This window comes from Bacteroidales bacterium, assembly GCA_031276035.1.
Taxonomy (GTDB): domain Bacteria; phylum Bacteroidota; class Bacteroidia; order Bacteroidales; family BM520; genus RGIG7150.
Genome location: JAISNV010000035.1, coordinates 1 through 18,342, shown reverse-complemented (window position 1 = coordinate 18,342; position 18,342 = coordinate 1). Strand labels below are relative to the sequence as shown.

General features: G+C 32.9%; 18 protein-coding genes. 9 read left to right on the top strand and 9 right to left on the bottom strand.

Annotation, left to right across the window (positions count from 1 at the left end):
- The first annotated feature begins 22 nt into the window (after nucleotides 1-22).
- Genes LBP67_09480 through LBP67_09470 form a run of 3 tightly spaced genes read left to right on the top strand, consistent with a single transcriptional unit; the run spans nucleotide 23 to nucleotide 1,938 of the window.
- A complete protein-coding gene (locus LBP67_09480; GenBank protein MDR2085210.1) occupies nucleotides 23-631 on the top strand; it encodes a hypothetical protein in 609 nt (202 codons plus the stop codon).
- A 10-nt stretch (nucleotides 632-641) separates the two neighbouring features.
- Nucleotides 642-1,424, top strand: a complete 783-nt coding sequence (locus LBP67_09475; protein ID MDR2085209.1) for a PorT family protein — start codon at nucleotides 642-644, stop codon at nucleotides 1,422-1,424.
- 58 nt (nucleotides 1,425-1,482) lie between these two features.
- Nucleotides 1,483-1,938: a methylglyoxal synthase gene (locus LBP67_09470; protein ID MDR2085208.1), complete on the top strand. Its 456-nt coding sequence runs from the start codon at nucleotides 1,483-1,485 to the stop codon at nucleotides 1,936-1,938.
- Nucleotides 1,939-1,974: 36 nt separating this feature from the next.
- On the opposite strand, the gene LBP67_09465 is transcribed toward LBP67_09470, so the two are convergent.
- The 5 genes from LBP67_09465 to LBP67_09445 all read right to left on the bottom strand — a co-directional run bounded on the left by LBP67_09465 (nucleotide 1,975) and on the right by LBP67_09445 (nucleotide 8,645).
- Complete coding sequence (locus LBP67_09465; protein ID MDR2085207.1) at nucleotides 1,975-3,249, bottom strand: IgA Peptidase M64; 1,275 nt, start codon at nucleotides 3,247-3,249, stop codon at nucleotides 1,975-1,977.
- 207 nt (nucleotides 3,250-3,456) lie between these two features.
- Nucleotides 3,457-4,962: a glutamine synthetase family protein gene (locus LBP67_09460; GenBank protein ID MDR2085206.1), complete on the bottom strand. Its 1,506-nt coding sequence runs from the start codon at nucleotides 4,960-4,962 to the stop codon at nucleotides 3,457-3,459.
- Nucleotides 4,963-5,237: 275 nt separating this feature from the next.
- Nucleotides 5,238-6,293 carry a methylmalonyl Co-A mutase-associated GTPase MeaB gene (gene meaB / locus LBP67_09455; protein MDR2085205.1) on the bottom strand — a complete coding sequence of 352 codons (1,056 nt, stop codon included), beginning with the start codon at nucleotides 6,291-6,293 and terminating at the stop codon, nucleotides 5,238-5,240.
- 135 nt (nucleotides 6,294-6,428) lie between these two features.
- A complete protein-coding gene (locus LBP67_09450; protein MDR2085204.1) occupies nucleotides 6,429-7,319 on the bottom strand; it encodes an aminoacyltransferase in 891 nt (296 codons plus the stop codon).
- Between the two features lie 3 nt (nucleotides 7,320-7,322).
- Nucleotides 7,323-8,645, bottom strand: coding sequence for a polysaccharide deacetylase family protein (locus LBP67_09445; protein ID MDR2085203.1), 1,323 nt, complete (start codon nucleotides 8,643-8,645; stop codon nucleotides 7,323-7,325).
- Between the two features lie 80 nt (nucleotides 8,646-8,725).
- Here LBP67_09445 and LBP67_09440 point away from each other — a divergent pair, with 80 nt between their 5' ends.
- Nucleotides 8,726-10,483 (top strand): DNA polymerase III subunit gamma/tau, encoded by a 1,758-nt coding sequence (locus LBP67_09440; protein ID MDR2085202.1) that lies wholly within the window; start codon nucleotides 8,726-8,728, stop codon nucleotides 10,481-10,483.
- Nucleotides 10,484-10,495: 12 nt separating this feature from the next.
- On the opposite strand, the gene LBP67_09435 is transcribed toward LBP67_09440, so the two are convergent.
- Together LBP67_09435 and LBP67_09430 are read right to left on the bottom strand one after the other, a co-directional pair.
- The gene (locus LBP67_09435; protein MDR2085201.1) at nucleotides 10,496-11,413 is read right to left on the bottom strand and encodes a tRNA-dihydrouridine synthase family protein; all 918 of its coding nucleotides are present in this window, start codon (nucleotides 11,411-11,413) and stop codon (nucleotides 10,496-10,498) included.
- A gap of 10 nt (nucleotides 11,414-11,423) precedes the next feature.
- On the bottom strand, nucleotides 11,424-11,993 hold the full coding sequence (locus LBP67_09430) for a hypothetical protein (protein MDR2085200.1): 570 nt from the start codon (nucleotides 11,991-11,993) through the stop codon (nucleotides 11,424-11,426).
- Nucleotides 11,994-12,361: 368 nt separating this feature from the next.
- Here LBP67_09430 and recR point away from each other — a divergent pair, with 368 nt between their 5' ends.
- Entirely contained in the window at nucleotides 12,362-12,997 is a 636-nt protein-coding gene (gene recR / locus LBP67_09425) for a recombination mediator RecR (protein MDR2085199.1), read from the top strand.
- On the opposite strand, the gene LBP67_09420 is transcribed toward recR, so the two are convergent.
- Nucleotides 12,970-13,194, bottom strand: a complete 225-nt coding sequence (locus LBP67_09420) for a hypothetical protein (protein MDR2085198.1) — start codon at nucleotides 13,192-13,194, stop codon at nucleotides 12,970-12,972. The two genes, recR and LBP67_09420, sit on opposite strands and share 28 nt — an antisense overlap.
- Before the next feature lie 129 nt (nucleotides 13,195-13,323).
- On the opposite strand from LBP67_09420, the gene LBP67_09415 reads away from it, so the two are divergent.
- The 4 genes from LBP67_09415 (at nucleotide 13,324) to LBP67_09400 (ending at nucleotide 17,857) form a co-directional block, all read left to right on the top strand.
- A complete protein-coding gene (locus LBP67_09415; GenBank protein MDR2085197.1) occupies nucleotides 13,324-15,156 on the top strand; it encodes a U32 family peptidase in 1,833 nt (610 codons plus the stop codon).
- Nucleotides 15,157-15,660: 504 nt separating this feature from the next.
- Nucleotides 15,661-16,140 carry a hypothetical protein gene (locus LBP67_09410; GenBank protein ID MDR2085196.1) on the top strand — a complete coding sequence of 160 codons (480 nt, stop codon included), beginning with the start codon at nucleotides 15,661-15,663 and terminating at the stop codon, nucleotides 16,138-16,140.
- Between the two features lie 132 nt (nucleotides 16,141-16,272).
- A complete protein-coding gene (locus LBP67_09405; GenBank protein ID MDR2085195.1) occupies nucleotides 16,273-16,932 on the top strand; it encodes a hypothetical protein in 660 nt (219 codons plus the stop codon).
- A 190-nt stretch (nucleotides 16,933-17,122) separates the two neighbouring features.
- Nucleotides 17,123-17,857: a class I SAM-dependent methyltransferase gene (locus tag LBP67_09400; protein MDR2085194.1), complete on the top strand. Its 735-nt coding sequence runs from the start codon at nucleotides 17,123-17,125 to the stop codon at nucleotides 17,855-17,857.
- Between the two features lie 160 nt (nucleotides 17,858-18,017).
- Here the strand turns inward: LBP67_09400 and LBP67_09395 are convergent.
- Nucleotides 18,018-18,342 (bottom strand): transposase (locus LBP67_09395; GenBank protein ID MDR2085193.1); only part of this gene is annotated, 325 nt, incomplete at its 5' end.

The following is an 18,342-nucleotide window of genomic DNA, read 5'->3' as shown; positions in this document are numbered from 1 at the left end:
TTCGAATTAAAAAATAATAGATATGAAACGAATAAAATATTTGCTGATAAATCTTATAACTATCCTAACGGTAATAGTTTGTTTTAGTTGCGAGCGTGAAGGTGTTGATACTATTATCTTACCAACAGAAAGATATGTAGTTCCTATCACAGACATTATCCCGCAACAACTCATTAATAGAGTTGATGATTTACATTTAGGTTATGATCCGCCTGACATTACAGGCGGATATATAGCTAATCCTTACGTATTAACCTATTCAACTCTGTCTCACGACAGTATTCCTTTTAATTTTGGAAATCTGATCTTTAAATTCTCAAATCAAACTTATGAGAATACTATTTCTTATGAATCGGTTCAAGGAGATGCTGAAGTAAATAGTCCGATAGCATATATCCAAGGTTCCGGAAATAATTTTACAGTTTACTTCTCAGAAAACAAAACAAGTCCGTCAACAGGAATAACAGTAAAAACTCATTCGGTTATTACAGGCAAAGTTAGTCCCAGTGGCGGAATAGCTAATTTCAAATATGCATATATTGTGGCTGATCCCGGTAATAGTACAATAGCACCGAATACTATTCGAAAATTTAAAGATAATGATGATTTAGCAGAAGTATATAAATGGTAAAATTATGAAAATGAAAAAAATATATTTAATATTAACATTGTTAGTTCTATCTTTATGTGCTAATGATGCTTTCGGACAACGTTATTATATCAAATCCGGATACAATAGATCAAATTATTACTCTCGCGGTAATAGTAAATTATTTAATGTCAACGCTAAAAGAATATATTTCGGTGTTAAGGCAGGTATGAACTTAGCTTATTTGGAGTATAGTGATCATAATATTAATAGTGACTATAATTCTGTAATGCATCCTATGGCAATAGCCGGATTATTTGTAGAATTTAATCTTGGAAATGTTGTTTCTCTTTCTCCCGGAATTACTTATAAAGGCGATGGCGGAAAAATGACAAGCGATATTAATCAAACTCCATACGTTTTATCCGCTCACAACCTTAATATTAACTTACCGATATATATAAATATGCCGATGAGCAGATATGCAAATCCTTATTTACTTATTGCGCCCGAAATGCAGTTCAATTGCTTTGGCGGAAAAGAAACTTTAAATGATGAAAAGGCAGCATTAACAAATGGTAATTATGCTTATTTCAATTATGGGATAAAATTCGGTGCCGGTTGTATTATATGGTACGAAATTGATAAAAGTGTTTGCTTTATCAGAATTGATTGCGGTTATAATTTCGGTTTTTCCAATACATATTCCGAAAAACAATTGAATGGCGAATCTAATCCTATAAATGTAAATAGTTATAATATACAAGGTACGACAAGACACAACAGAGGTGTAGAAATTTGCGTCTCTGCTGGATTTCCGTTTGTGTTCAAATAATATCAAAATAATCAATCTAAAGGCTGTTCAATCGGACAGCCTTTTTTGTAAAAATCTTATGAAAGGTAAATTAACTATTGCACTTGTTGCACACGATAAAAGAAAATTCGATTTAATTGAATGGGCAATTACTAATGCCGACTTTCTTTCTCATCACAATATTGTATGCACCGGAACTACGGGTTCGCTGCTTGAACAAACATTTGAAGGTAAAGGAATAAAAGCTCATATCAAAAAAATGCATTCCGGGCCGCTCGGCGGCGATGCAGAAATTGCAGCAATGGTTGTAAGAAAAGAAATTAATCTTGCTGTTTTTCTTATTGATGATTTAAATCCGCAACCTCACGAAGCCGACATCCAAATGCTGCTTCGCCAGTGCAGAATACACAATATTCCCATTGCATGCAACAGATACAGCGCAGATCTTATGATTACAAGTTCCCTTTGGGATAATACAGATTACGTGCCGTCCGAACCTAAGTATATTACATTTAACCGGGAAGATTTGCTTTAAGCCATAAATAGCGGAAACAAGATAATCTGTTAATTTCTATTTATAACTCTCTATCATCTTAATAATGGCTTGCTCACAGGCTCCGCAAAATACATTGCCTCTGAAAGTGTGCATCAAACAATCGTATGAAGGTCTGTAAATACCTTTTGCAGAATAACCAGCGCCTTCGAATACCCCAAGTTTATCCGTATATTTTTTATCAACAGGAGTTGGTATCGGAATATTTTTATCTAATTGATGTTTCCATTTCGAATCGAAATCAACAAGGGTTGTAATATTATATTCCCATGGTTCAACATCGAAAGGATAGTAATCACTGTACGAAACTTGACTGTCAAAATATTCATCGGCAAGGCCTGCAAAAGCATGACCGAATTCATGGATAATTACTTTTGCCGATGCCATATTTCCGGAAGTACTTACGGAATAATAATTATAAATTCCGCCACCGCCGTAAATAGTACTGTTTACCAAAATATAAATCTGATCGTATGGAGCATTTGCAGCAACATCTTTCACTGCAAAATAACTTGGAGTCGTGCAATATCTATCACTCCTGAAAGTATCAAAATGACAATCAAGAATTGTATTTTTCCAATCATTATTTCTCGGTACATCTACCCCGCTATCCTTCGACGGAGCGAGAACACCGCGAACATTAAAATCATTAATGTGAGATTTAAAGGGTTCAAAAGTTTTTAAAACCTCAACAAAAGCATCACAATCCGATTTAAATTTTTGCATCTCTCCCGCTGTATAACCTTCAGGAAGAATAACAATATCTACCTTATCGGAAGGATTTCCGTTTATCATTGCATCATAAACCTGGAAAGTATATTTCTGTTCCGTCGTAACGAAAATATCATCAGGAATAAAATGTGCTGAGAAAACTTTTTCAAATTCTCCCTTTATATTTCGTTCATAAATTTCTATAATTGCTTCGGATTTTGGAAGCGGCATTGAAACAGATTCTTCATAACAGCGATTTATTTCTTTCGCTTCATCTGTTGTTTGCCATTCCTGAAACAAGGTACAGAAGCCGCGAGAATAAATTAATTCATTGCTTTGCGCATCGAAAACCTTAATCATATTAGTCCCGTAATTAAACTGATCAATAAGATTTACTTTAGGGCCGCCCCAATATTTTTCAACAATAAATTTATGGAATACATATTCGGCTTTTTCATAATTTCCACAATGAAAAACATCCATCCTCAATGATTTGTCAACAAAAAAATCATCAAACTTTTGAGCATTTACAGAAAATGCCGTCAAAAATAATAATAAAATTAGATAAAATTTTTTCCTCATATATTATTTATTTTTCTGATAAAATCAATAAATATTCTAAAAAGCCGACAGTGACTTTCAAAATTAACAAAGTAATAATTTAGAAAAGCAGAAAATCCGAAAATTAACAGAAGTGATATTAACTAATCTCACAAACAACCTTCGAGGTAATAAAAACCTCGAAGGTTTATTTAATCATTAGTTCATTTCTAATTTTCTAAATCATTTTTATCCGCAATAAAAATACTTCTTAACCAACTCTAATAACTTAGCTTCGTTGTTCTTAACTTCATTGAACAAATTACTATCATTAAAAGATTTTAGTTGCTTAACAATACCGTCAATAGTACCTTGAGGAAAAACGCCGTATTTTGTATATTCGGCAGCTTGAGCTTCCAATCTGGCGGCAGAATCAACGCAACAAACAGGAAGACTATTAAGCGAATCTATTCTGTCTTTAAACTCATCACTGAAAATATTAACATCAACATAAGTTTTCTCGGCAATTTCAAGAGCGTTCGGCATTTCAAGACCTAAACGAGCCCCAACAGTTAATCCCGCAATTAAGCTATATATATCGGCGGAACCGTCTGGGCATCTGAATTCAACTGTTTGTTTATCAGAAAAATTCAGATTCATATCTTCTTCCAAAGGATTTGCATCATTGATCATTGATTTATTTGAAACCCAACCGAGCGGAACACGAACAAGAACAGAACGGTTTCTATCGCCCCAGCAGATTTTGGTAGGAGCTTCCTGATGGGGAACCAAGCGGAAATAAGAAGTCGGATTTGTATTACCGAAAGCCGTAAGCGATGGTGCCAAAGTAAGATAACCGGCAATGGCTCTTTTGGCAACATCACTCAATTTATTTTCCTTATTGAGCATAACATTTTTACCGTCTTTCAATAATCTGGTATGAATATGTAATCCGCTACCGGCTTTGCCTGTAGTAATCTTAGGCGCAAATGTTAGATCGTAATTATATTGCCATGCGAGGTTTCTGAGAACCCATTTAGCAACAACAAGCTGATCCGCTGCCTCTTCCACATTAGTCGGAAGGAATTCAATTTCATTTTGCTCGTAAAGCATTCCGTTTAAACTGAAATTACCTACTTCGGAGTGACCGTACTTAATATCTCCTCCACATTGAGCTATGTAATGCATTGCCTGCATTCTGAATTCACCGAACTTACTGAAAGGATCAGCTTCGTGGTAACCTCTTTGATCCACAGCTTTGAAAGTTTCTTCTTCATTACTGATGACGTAATATTCGAGTTCTCCCATAACTTCGAAAGTATAACCGGTACGTTCCTTAAGAACGTTATGGGCTGAGAGAACTAAATTTTCCGGAGAACCTGTAAGCGGATCGCCGTCTTTATTATAATATGAACATAAAATTTCAAGAGTCGGAATAGAAGCGAACGGATTAACAAAAGCTGTTCTAAAACGAGGTACAACATACAAATCGCTGGAACCTGCTTCGATATGTCTGAAAAGACTTGAACCGTCAACTCTTTCACCTGATGACAAATAGCTGTCAAGGTATTTTTTATTATTTACAACAAAATTCAACACTTTTAATCTGCCGTCGGCTGCAACATATCTAAAATTCACCATTTGAATATCATGTGCTGCAATAAAATCCATTAAATCGGCTTTTGTAAAATCCGACTTAGGTTTATTCAAATAACTAACCAAAGGATTAGGGTTTAATAAAATGTTTTCTCTCATGTCTTAATATTTAAAATTTAAAATGTCAACAAAGGTACGGAATAATTAATAATTAATAATGAAATTTCAAAAATTAAAACAGAACTTAAGATTGACAACAAGTCATCATAGTTTTTAAAATATAAGTTGAGTTCCGATTTTCAAAATGTCATCCCAAAACTGAGGAAAAGATATTGTAAGTAGAGAAATTCATTGAATTATGTAATTTTTTGCTTCGTTCGAAACAATACAAGTTCTCTCTTCATTTTATTCGCAAAATTATTTTTCCTTCCCTCCTAACCATTTTCTTCAATCAGCTTCTTCGCGGCAATATACGAACTCATTTTTCCGCTCACCACTAACTCTTCAATTTCAGGTAAAAGTTCTTTAATTCCGGGTTCATTATAAAAATTCAATTTTAATTGTTCTTCTACGGAATAAAACATCACATCTAATGACTGTTTGTTACGCTTCTTAAAGAAATATCCGGATTTAATCTGTTCCGATTTATATTCCTCAATCATATTCCAGATATCTTCAACGCCTGATTTATCAATTGACGAGCAAGTATGCACCTGAGGTTTCCAACCGGATTCCGAAATAGGAAAAAGACGCAGCGCATTAGCGTATGATTGAGCAGCAAGTTTTGATTTTTCAATATTATCACCATCAGCTTTATTGATGACAATTGCATCTGCCATTTCCATAATGCCTCGTTTTATACCTTGCAGTTCATCACCGGCACCGGCAATGAGAATCAGAAGAAAAAAATCGACCATAGAATGTACGGCTATTTCCGATTGCCCCACTCCTACTGTTTCTATTAAAACAATATCGAAACCGGCTGCTTCACAAAGAAATATTATCTCGTGTGTTTTGCGCGCTACTCCGCCGAGAGTTCCAGCCGAGGGAGACGGACGAATAAATGCGTTTTCATCCGTAGCAAGTTGCTCCATCCGTGTCTTATCGCCTAAAATACTACCTTTTGTTCGTACACTACTGGGATCGATAGCTAAAACCGCAACTCTATGTCCGGCAGCAGTAAGATTAGTACCCAATGCTTCAATAAAAGTACTTTTTCCGGCACCGGGAACACCGGTAATACCAATTCGAATACTCTTTCCTGCATAAGGCAAACATTTTTCAATAATCTGTTGAGCAAGTTCATTATGTTCCGGCAACAAACTTTCAACCAAAGTGATAGCCTGTCCGAGCATTACTCTATCACCGGAAAGAATTCCTTCAACATACTCATCACAGGTATATTGTTTCTTTTTTTTCAGTTTCAAATTCTTAACCGCGTCAGGATTAACCGAATCGGGTTGCGGAATACCATCTTGAACTATCAGCATTACAAATTAAATTAACGATGTACAAAGATAGTAAATAATTGAGAATTGAATATTTTTCAGGAGTCATGAGATATGAGTGATGAAATATGGAATGTATGATATATTTGAGAATTAGATAAGTAAATCGCTGTTATTTTATATTCTTCGAAATATCTGCATATACTCCCGTTTTTCACCGCCAAAACCCATATAAAACTGCGCAAGTCCTTCGTTTATTGAGCCTTCAAAATCTAAAGTTTGTCCTTCAGATAAATATTTTTGAATAAAATAATCTATTAATGCGTGCATCGCACCGTAATTTTTTCCATAATCACTATTTCCGGAAAAAATAAAAGTCGACATTTTAGGAGTATTTATAAAAACCGTACCGGCAATAATTTCATCATCATTAAAAGCGGTGCAAACAACTAATTTATTATACTTTTTTACCTCATCGAGAAGCTCTATCAATAAAGAATAAAAGCTATCGTTCAAAGACAGAATGCTTCCCTTATCTTTCTTAAACAGATTAATAACAGGATTATAATCTTCTATCTCGGCAATTCCCAATCCGGCAGAATAAAACTTTGCAATATTTCTTTTAGTGTTATTATTATAACTCTCGGAATCGGTTTCGTTACCAGAAATCTTCTTCGAAACATTAATAAATATTCGAGATTTTTTTTGAATCGACAAAAGTTCCGTATCTATCTCGTTTAAATTAATTTTATAATAAAGAAAATGTCTTTTCAAATATTTAATACAATACTTAAGAAATTCTTCATTAACATTTCCGGAAATACAACCTAATTGCTGAACAAAATTCGGTTGAATCAGATATTTGATTCCAAACTTCTTTTTTAGAGGAAGAACAAACACAGCTTCGTAATCATTAAGGATCAGAGCCTGCCAATTAGGAGAAACAACATCAAGATACCAAGAATATAAGTAAGACTTAGAAAGTAAAGCTTCGTCAATGAGTTTATTCCATCTTTCATCATCTATCTCATTGCGTTTAAATCGCTTTACAACAAAATCTTTCCTCATAAATTATTTTTCAATTGATTTTACGTATTCCAACATTTCTTTAAAAAGATTATTTTTATTTTTCCAGATACCTTTACCGGCCAATGAGCTATTGTGCCAAAGAGAAATAAAAATACCGTTATGTTCTTTCACTATATCCGCAATTCGCTTAATCTCATCTAAGGCGTTCGAATAATCGAGTTCCATATACTTAATAAGTGTAGCATCCATAACGGATAACGGGAAGATTTTTAATTCTGTCGATTCATCATCTTCAAGGTCAAAGAAATTAAACGGGACACAAACACCGGCTCTAAAACCCGTTATAGAAGCATAACCCATTGAATAATCTTCTTTTATTTCATAATCGGAAAGACTTTGATAAGTTACGGGGATTTCGAAACGTAGAAAATGCTGCCTGCTTCTTGTTATGTTGGTTTTAAGAATCGTTTCCAGAATAGTCTTCTCCTTTTCTATAAGTTCAGTATGCTCATAAGCCGAGTAATATGAAGGGTGAATTCCAACATCCGCATAATCATGAACATGACGAATTAAATTTCTGAAACTCCTATTGTATTCGTAATTACTTTTATCATATTTTCCTTTCGATGACAATAAGAAAAAGAATATCATATTCAAATCCATTTCATTTTTCAGACTTAAAATGTAATCAAGATTATCATAAGGATCCTTTTTCAATCGCCATATTACCGGAAGCTTTTCTCTTGCCAAAAGAAAATCGCCGGTGAAAACGGCTTTCAAAACTCCGCCTAATGTTCTCACAAGACCTTTATTAATATGTTCATAAGCCTGATCCACATCAATAGTAGGCAGAAACTTAAATTTAGGATGTTTAAATTCAAGCTCGGGGAATAATTCCGATAATTTCTTTTCGAGTAATTCCGCCCACATATGAACTATCGGCAGATGCAAAAAATTATTTTCGTAAGCAATCGAATTAGTATAATTATACCTTTGATGTTCATCACGAGTATGCAAAAGATATTCTTCGTATCTGGTAAGCATATAAAATGAAGCTGCAAACGGATCAAATGGTAAAAAAGATTTTGTATTTACATGATAAAAAATAACCGGCACTTCCTCATAAACATCAGAAATTATTTGTATTTCAATAATATCCCTATGAAGTAATATTTCTTTTATATACAGAAACGGGTGATTATCCCGCGGATGTTTATCAAAAACAACTTTATTCTTACATGTGCATTCGGTAAATACTTCATAATTATCAAACAACTCATAATCAACAATAATTACTTTAGAAAAAATGAAGTTGAAGATATATAATATTCTATTAGTTATTTTCGGTACGTAAAATACTATCACGACAAAATAGTTTAGTTTGCAAACATACAAATTTTTTCGTTAGTAAAAAATATATTATCTTTGAAGCCAAATTTTACTCTATGGATAATTACGTTGTTTCTGCAAGAAAATACAGACCAATAACTTTTGATAGTGTTGTAGGCCAGGAGTCTATAACATTAACTTTAAAGAATGCACTAAAGACTCAACAACTCGCACAAGCATTTTTATTTTGCGGTCCGAGAGGAGTGGGTAAAACTACGTGTGCGAGAATTCTTGCTAAAACAATCAATTGCATGAATCCTACGGAAAATCATGAGGCCTGTAACGAATGCGAGTCCTGCGTTTCTTTCAATAATAATGCGTCGTTCAACATTCACGAATTAGATGCAGCCTCGAACAATTCCGTTGACCACATACGTAATTTGGTTGATCTCGTACGAATTGCCCCGCAGGTAGGAAAATACAAAATATATATAATCGATGAGGTTCATATGTTGTCGCAAGCGGCTTTCAATGCTTTTTTAAAGACTTTAGAAGAACCGCCTGCTTATGCAAAATTCATTTTGGCAACAACGGAGAAAAACAAAATAATTCCCACTATTCTTTCTCGTTGTCAGGTTTTTGATTTCAAGAGAATAACCGTTGACGATATAGTAAAGCATTTAAAGTATGTTGCGGAATCTGAAGGTATTCAAGCCGAAGATCAGGCCCTGCATGTTATAGCCCAAAAATCAGACGGAGGAATGAGGGATGCGCTAAGTCTTTTTGACCAACAGGTTTCATTTTCCGGGCCTCTATTGACTTACAAAAATGTTATTGAGAATCTTAATATTCTTGATTATGATTATTTCTTTAACATGGTGGATTATATTTTAAATGATGATGTGAAAAATATTTTGCTGACTATAAATAGAATATTTGATAACGGATTTGAGGTTCAACATTTTATAATAGGTTTCAGCGAACATTTAAGAAGTTTGCTGGTAAGTAAAGATAATGCGACGGCACAATTGCTCAAGGAAAGCGAACCGGTGAAACAGCGTTATGCCGAACAAGCCAAACAATGTTCCGAAGCGTTCTTATTAACCGCTCTTAATATCATCAATAAATGCGATATAGAATATCGAACGAGTAACAACAAAAGATTATTAATTGAAATCGGATTACTTAATATTTGTTCTGCACTTCATGCGGATGAAAAAAAAAAATCTGATATAAACAAATCTAATCCTGTTGCGGAACAAAAAAACAACCAGATATCTCATCCGAATGTAAGCTCCGAGCATGTTTCAAACAAAACCGGCAGCACAACCGTTGAGGTCAAAACTCAAAAACCGGATTCCGAAACTCAGAACTCCGAAATCAAAATTAAAAATACTGAACCGGGAACACCAAACCCTGAGCAGCGTTCTTCTATTTTGCGTATCAACAAGCAAAAAGACGAAACAAAAGAAGAAAGTACAAATAAATCATTTGGAAACAATCGCAACAAAGATTTCGGTATTGAAGAAGTAAAAATTACTTTGGACAAATATTTAGAAAACATTAAAGACAGGAAAATACATCTATTCAATTCATTACACAGCAAAGAGTTCGAATTAAAAGACAATAATATTATTGTTCTGCATATTGCAAATAAGGTTAATGAGCAAGAAGTAATAAACAATAATGTTGAGATTGCCGAATTTTTCAGAGACGAATTAGAAAACGACAATTTAAATGTGATAACTGCCGTCACGGAACTCGAAGTGGAAATACCGATATATACCGACAAAGAGAAATTTGCAAAAATGGCGGAAGAGAATAAGAATCTGATTTTGATGCAGAAAAAGTTAAATCTGGAGATTGAGTTTTAATAATTGGAATTATCAATTAATCTTCATTTCTTCAATAGAATTACTTCTTGTCATTTGTTGATAAATTTCTTCGGGGTTGTCAAAATTCTGACAAAAATACTGCCAATAAGATTTCAATCGGGGAATAGGATCGTTTGTTCTTTTCAATAATAAAGCAACCAACTCTTTATAAAATTCCTTGAACCTTTCGGTTTTTATCTCTTTATCAATTATTCGTCCTGATTTTATTTCTTCTACCAAAGCCGGATTTGCAACCAATCCGCGACCGATCATAAAGGAATTTATCGTTTTATATCTCTCACTGACTAAGTTAAAAGATTCAATATCCGTAATATCTCCATTATAGATAATTTTGTGATTAATAATCTTTACCAACTCATCAAAAATTTCCAACCTAACTGTTCCTTCATATCTATCGATTCCTAATCTCGGATGAATGTAAATTTCATCAACAGGATAAGTATTAAAAACATCAACCAATTTAAAAATATCTTCGGATGAATTTAATCCCAGTCGTACTTTCAATGAAAATTTCAATCCGTTAATCTTAATAACTTCATTCAAAATTTCTTCAATAATATCTGGGTAAAGCAATAACCCGCTGCCTCTTTTCTTTTTTGTAATCTGCGGCATCGGACAGCCCAAGTTAAGATTAACATTCGGATAACCGTAATCAACGAACATTTGCGAAATACGCTTTATTGCTTGCGGGTTATTGCCTATTAACTGTGGAATAACCAAATAATTACATTTATGCGAAAGTTCATCATCAGTAAATCCATGTTCAAAACCCTTAAACTTAGAAAGTGAATTTTCCGTAATTGAAAAGAAAGGTAAAACACAAGTATCAATACCGGAATAATGATGTGTAAGCGCTGTTCTGAATTCTTTTCCCGTAATACCTCGAAGCGGAGCTAAGCTAAATTCCATTTAAATAAATTTATTCGACAAGAAATCCGTTTTCGTATTTTTCCTCTTTAATGAAACTTCCCTCCTCATTATAATATTTCCAAATGCCGTTGCGCAATCCATTTTTATAATATCCAAGAATATTTAATTTGGAATTGGGATGAAAGAATTTTACTTCACCGTCTAATTCGTTATTTAAATATTTTGCATCTATTTTAAGAATCCCGCCAAAGAAAAATTGTTTCCAAACACCGTTTTTTATACCATCTTTCCATTCCAGAGTTTCCCCTATTGTTCCGTCCGAATAATAAATATGACTAATTCCGTTTTTCTTACCAGCCGAATATGTTTCAGTTGAATTTTTCATTCCGGCATCGTCATAAAAAACCCAAACCCCATTGCGTTCCTTATTAACGTACATTCCTTCGGCAATTAATGTCTTGCCGTTTTCCGCAAAAAACTTTCCGTAAACTTCACTATCAGAAATAATTGTTCTGATAATTTTTATCTTACCTGTTTCATAAAAAACAGTATCGGTAGTTTGTGAATGAACAAACCCCGCAACAATTGCAAATGATAATATTAAAAATATTTTTTTCATTATGAATATAAATTAATCTTATAATTTAATCGTCATATGCAGCCAACAATGATATTCATTTTCATATCCGGATTCATACGTGTTGGATTCATTAAGATTAGATAATTTGATGCAAAAATAATCAATTTGTTTGAAGTTTAAAATTTCGTGAAAGTTATCTCTAAGAAAGTTAGAAATTTCATTAATTTATTGATGTAAATCAACATCAATAAATTTTCTCTAAATCAAATTATTTCTATAGACAGAATTATATAATCTACATATTCAATCTTTTATATCGGATTAATATTCAAATTACCAAACTCTCAAATTTTTAAACCGATTCTTAATTTCTTATTTATTTTTCCGTACCTTTGCGAGTTGAAATTATGGAAAACAATTTGCCGTCGAAACTTCTGCAACAAGCAGTTGATGAGTTGTCCCGATTACCTTCGGTTGGAAAACGAACCGCATTGAGGCTTGCTATTCACATTTTAAAGCAAGATCCGATTTATGCTCAAAACCTCGCCGAATCAATCAGTAATTTAAGGGAAAAAATTCATCACTGTTCTGTTTGTCACAATATTTCAGACAATGAGATTTGCGATATTTGCAGCAATTTTAAAAGAGATAAGGAAGTAATTTGTGTTGTTGAAGATATTCGTGATTTTATTGCCATTGAAGGAACCGGACAATTTACAGGGTTGTATCATATTCTGGGTGGAGTAATCTCGCCGATTAACGGGATAGGAATCACCGATTTAACCATCGAATCTTTAGTGAGCAGAATTGCAACGAACGAATACAAGGAAATTATTCTGGCTTTACCGACTACTATTGAAGGAGAAACTACATCTTTATATATTTACAAAAGATTGATTCAATTTAATATTGAAATTAATACGATTGCGCGTGGAGTTGCTTTCGGCGACGATCTGGAATATGCCGATCAAATTACTTTGGGAAGATCGATTATTAACAGAACTCCTTTTCAATCTCAGATATCATCAAAAAGATTTATCTGATTATCCGTCACATAAGAAACTTCAGTCGGAACATCCGAATAGCATTCGATATATTTTGCGATAGATTTCTTTATAACTTTCGTTGGAGTTGTTTGCCTGTATCTGCAGTAATTCATCAAAGATTTATATTGCCTTGTAGATAATTTAAAGGCAACAAGCTTATAAGGTTTTCTTTTTTTCCTCTTTTTTCTCTTCATCGAAAATTACGGTTAATAATTAAAACACTGCAACTTAATATATTATCAAAATATCATTCCGCTACACTATCTTAATAAATTAATTTGTAAAGTTAATAAAATTTTTTAATTCTTAACTATCTTTGTGTCATGAAAATCGAATTACTTTCTCCGGCAAAAAATATTGAATGCGGCATTGAAGCTATTAATCACGGCGCAGATGCTGTTTACATAGGAGCTCCGCAATTTGGTGCACGAATTGCTGCCGGCAATTCTTTGGAAGACATTCAAACTCTTATCAAATATGCACATCAATATGATGCAAAGGTTTATATCACACTTAATACAATTTTAAATGATTTTGAATTGTCTCTTGCCGAAAAGTTAATCAGGCAACTATATAATATTGGCGCCGATGCTATTATAATTCAGGACATGGGAATTCTTGAACTTCATTTGCCGCCGATTGCTATTCACGCCAGCACACAAACAGATAATAGAACCGTTGAAAAAGTAAAATTCTTAGAATCTGTCGGGATTAGTCGTGTTATTCTTGCACGCGAATTGCCATTGCCGGAAATTCAGAACATTCGGGAAAATACTTCAATTGAGTTGGAAGCTTTTGTACACGGTGCTTTGTGCGTAAGTTACAGCGGACAATGTTATATCAGTCAGGCATCTTGCGGAAGAAGCGCAAACAAAGGCAATTGTGCCCAATACTGCCGTCTTAGCTACGATTTATTAGATTCCGAAGGAAAAACACTTGTTGCAAACAAACATCTTCTTTCTTTGAAAGATATGGACAGGTCGGATTATCTAAAAGAAATGATTGATGCGGGAATTTCTTCGTTTAAAATTGAAGGTCGGTTAAAAGATATTGATTATGTGAAGAATATCACGGCTTTTTATCGACAGAAACTTGACGGGATTTTAGAAAATCGTTTAGACTTAGAAAGTAGTTCTTCGGGAAAATCGATTTTCTATTTCACTCCCGATCCGCAAAAAACTTTTAGCAGAGGAAAAACAGATTATCTGCTTCATGGCAAAAAAGATGATATCAGTTCATTTCAAACTTCTAAGTCTATTGGAGAATTTATAGGCACTATTTCGCAGGTCGGAAGAAATTATTTTTATCTGAACAGCGATATAGAATTAAGTAACGGCGACGGTATTTGTTATTTTGATGATGAAGGAACAAAGGGTTTTTATATAAATAAAATTGATGACGGAAGGATTTATCCTTCGGAGATGCCGGATTTGAAAACCGGAATTAAAATGTACAGAAATTTCAATCATCAGTTTAATTTATTGTTACAGAAGAAATCTGCCGAAAGAAAGATAGATATAAATATTGTTTTTAAAGATACCGACGACGGATTCTGTCTTGAAATAAGCGATAATTCAAATCACTTTCTAAGTCTAAAGGAAAATTACCAAAAGGAATTGGCTTCTAAACCCGAACAAGTTATCGACAATATAAAAAAACAACTCTCAAAACTCGGAAACACAATATATTCCGCCGAAGAAATAACTGTTGAAATATCCCAACCATGGTTTATTCCTTCATCAGTTTTATCATCATGGAGAAAAGAAGCAATAGAATTATTTGATGCGATTCGTCTCGAAGCTTTTAACAAGGAAAAGGAAGATGAAGAAATAATTCGTGAAGCAAGAGAATTAATTCCAACTGATTACTATAAAGATAAAGACATTAGTTATCTCGGTAATGTAATGAATGAAAAAGCGGTAAACTTTTACAAAAAACACGGAGCCAAAACTATTAAACCTGCCTTTGAAATCTTACCCAATAAAAATGCCGTTCTTATGCAGTGCGAACATTGCATTAAATACGCACTCGGATGGTGTCCGAAAAAAGAGACCAACGAAATTCCCGAATTTACCGAGCCGCTTTATTTGAAGCACTACGACAATATTTATCGATTGGAGTTCGATTGTGAGGAGTGTAAGATGTATGTTTTTTAAGATTTGGATTTTGAATATCATTTATAAGAAGTGAAATTATTATAAACCTCTGTAAGATCTTTGGGAGTAAATCAATAAAAAATTCATTTAGACAGAATTACAAAATTTTCAGAATTAACATATTTGGAAACATTAAATCTTAGTAATTTTAACATAAAAAACTCTTTAAATAATAAATTATATTTATTTACTTTTGCGAGGTTTATCATAGTTAACAAACGAAATACGTAAAAAAAACAGATTTAATAATTAAATGCGTAATTATGAAAAAAAATAAATTTCTATGGAATGATAGAGGAAGTTTTTTTATCAATCAATTCAGAAAATTGAGTAATTTTGTAGAAAATTAATCAAGACCTTAAACTAAACTTGATAAACTTTTGTTTGAAGTCGTATAGCCCGAATCTGAATCCCTACCCAACTCAAAACAACCAACATATTATGTACCTGTTTTTGCAATCAATTTAATAAATACATTTTTGTAACAATTCCTAAACTAAATAAATGAATAATCATATACTTAAGAAAAAGGCACTATGGGAAAGAAAACATTTATCGGTTACTTTTCTTTTTGATCCCGTAAATTGGACTGAATTATCTGAATTCGGAATTTCTAAGGAATATCTTGATCTAATTTCTGAAAGATTAAATATGTTAGAGTTAAAACCTTCATCTAAAAAAATGAAAAATAAACTAATGACAAAACAATATATACAATTTGAAATTTTACCTGTTCCGTTCTATACTAAAAACTTTTCTACGCATAGAATGTTAAATATATCAGAACCAAGATTTAAGAAAAATAATGACGCCGTTGTAATTTGTTTAATGTTATCTGTTACACAAGATGAAAATAATTATATACAAAAATTTTATGATAATTTAGAAATAGGAATTAAGGAAGGACTATATAAGTTAAGTATCTATATTGATTACTTAGATAGCATTTTCTATGAAATAAGAAAGGAAAATAGTGAGATTTGAAACATAATAAAAATACAACTGTCTAACAAAACGTTTAACATGAGTTGGAGAAATTAAATACAAAAACAAAAAACACATTTGAGATGAGTTGTTATGTTAACCAAAAGTAAGGATTAAAAAAACATTTGTAATATGAAACCTTTTAAAAATAAACAACAAAGATTTGCCGAGATTGCAAAGAATGTTGGTAATTATACAGAGCGTATAGATGCTGTAGAAAAACTGACCGATCAAACTCTACTTGCGGATGTAGCAATGAATGCAGAAATTGGCGCTATTCGTTTGAAAGCGGTAAGAAAAATTACTGACCAAACATTGCTTGCGAATATTGCAGAAACAGCAGGCTATAACGATGTTCGTTTTGAGGCAGCTGAAAAACTGACTGAGAATAAATTGGCAGAAAAGTTTTACACAGATATTGCAATAAATGATAATTCCAAGGAAATGTTGATTCGCTGGAAGGCAATTTCAAAAATAACCGACCAAGAACTGCTCCTCACTATTGCGAAAACGGGCAATGACAGATTTATACGTAAAGAAGCGGTTAATAAATTGACTGATACGGATATTATAACCAAAATTATAAACGGTAATGAACGAGAATATTTGTGTACATGGGAAGAAATAAAAACAGGCGAGGTTTATCCTAATTGCTATATGGAAGGTTGTTACACTCCTGCGTGTGGTCAAGACAGTTGTGATATTAAAACCATATCATACTCCGTAACTCGTAATTTAGACTTGCGTGATATTGCACGCAAAAGGCTTAATGATTTGGAAGTAAAAAAATAATGAAAACTTGCAATAAAAAACCTTTTGAACAATGCAGGATGTAACTCATTGTAAATTTTATGTATATTTGCAAGTTGGTAATTTAACTAAAATTGTTATAATCAGCCTGCGTTAAGCCGTCGGTCGCTATATGTAATAGATAAACAGAGTATTCCACAAAAATAATCGACGGCAATAAAATCATAATAATATGAAATCATTTTTATTAAAAGCAAATAGTCTATTCAAAAATTTTGTACTTTTTTTACGCCCTCATATTCTTTTTGGTTGGACTAAATCCTTTTTATTATTAATTGCATATACCTTATATGTATCCAAATGGATAACTACACAAAACAAAACATTGAAATTCAATGATTTTTTCACATTCAAGAGAGTATATAGTAAAAGAGAATTATTGTATGAACATGTAATCAAACAACAAAATTTAGAGAATGAAATAATTGATTATCTGGAATTTGGTGTAAGTAAAGGTACTTCTTTTAGGTGGTGGCTTAGAAGATTAACAAATGATGGAAATAAATTTTATGGTTTTGATACTTTCGAGGGCCTGCCCGAAAATTGGGGTACTGTTTATGTAAAAGGAGATATGTCTGCTGATATTCCAATCGTTGATGATAATAGATCAACGTTTATCAAAGGGCTTTTCCAAGATACTTTATTCGATTTTTTGAAAAGTGATTACCTTTCGAAAGACAGAAGAAAAATTATTCATTTAGATGCAGATATATTTTCAGCAACTTTATTTGTATTAACAAGTTTATATCCATATCTTAATGCAGGTGATATTCTTTTCTTTGATGAATTTAATGTTCCCAAGCATGAGTTTTTAGCTTTTAAAATATTTACAGAATCATACTATGTAAAATATGAGACATTAGGCTCTGTAAACAATTATCTTCAAGTTGCATTTATACTAAAATAGTATTGTAATGACCAAAGGAAAAAAGTAATTGTACATAACTTACGTAACTGTTGCACAACTTCCAAAATTCATCAATAATTATTAGAACAGGTAAAATTTCGGTTTAAAATAAGGTATTTTAAGCGATCCTATTTTTGTAACCGGATTGTTTTTCCCAAAACTATATAGGCTTAAATCGAAGGAAAATACGCCTGATAAGACCTAAATTAAACAAATCGGAGGTTTCCTGCATCTTATCTATAATTGGAACGTAGTTTACCTGAACTTGCACCTTTTTTACACGGAATTTCATCATTTTCTTCAGGTTATAGCATAGCGATGCCATAAGTACGTGCTTTTCGGCTTGCCCGATGCCCCGGGCATAGGTTTTTCTCATGCCGGTAAAATTGAGTAGTGTTCCCAGAACAGGTTCTACCGTTGAGCTGCGTTTTCGTATCATTTGTTTGGCATATTTCTCATTTTCAATAAATTTATTGTGTTGTCGT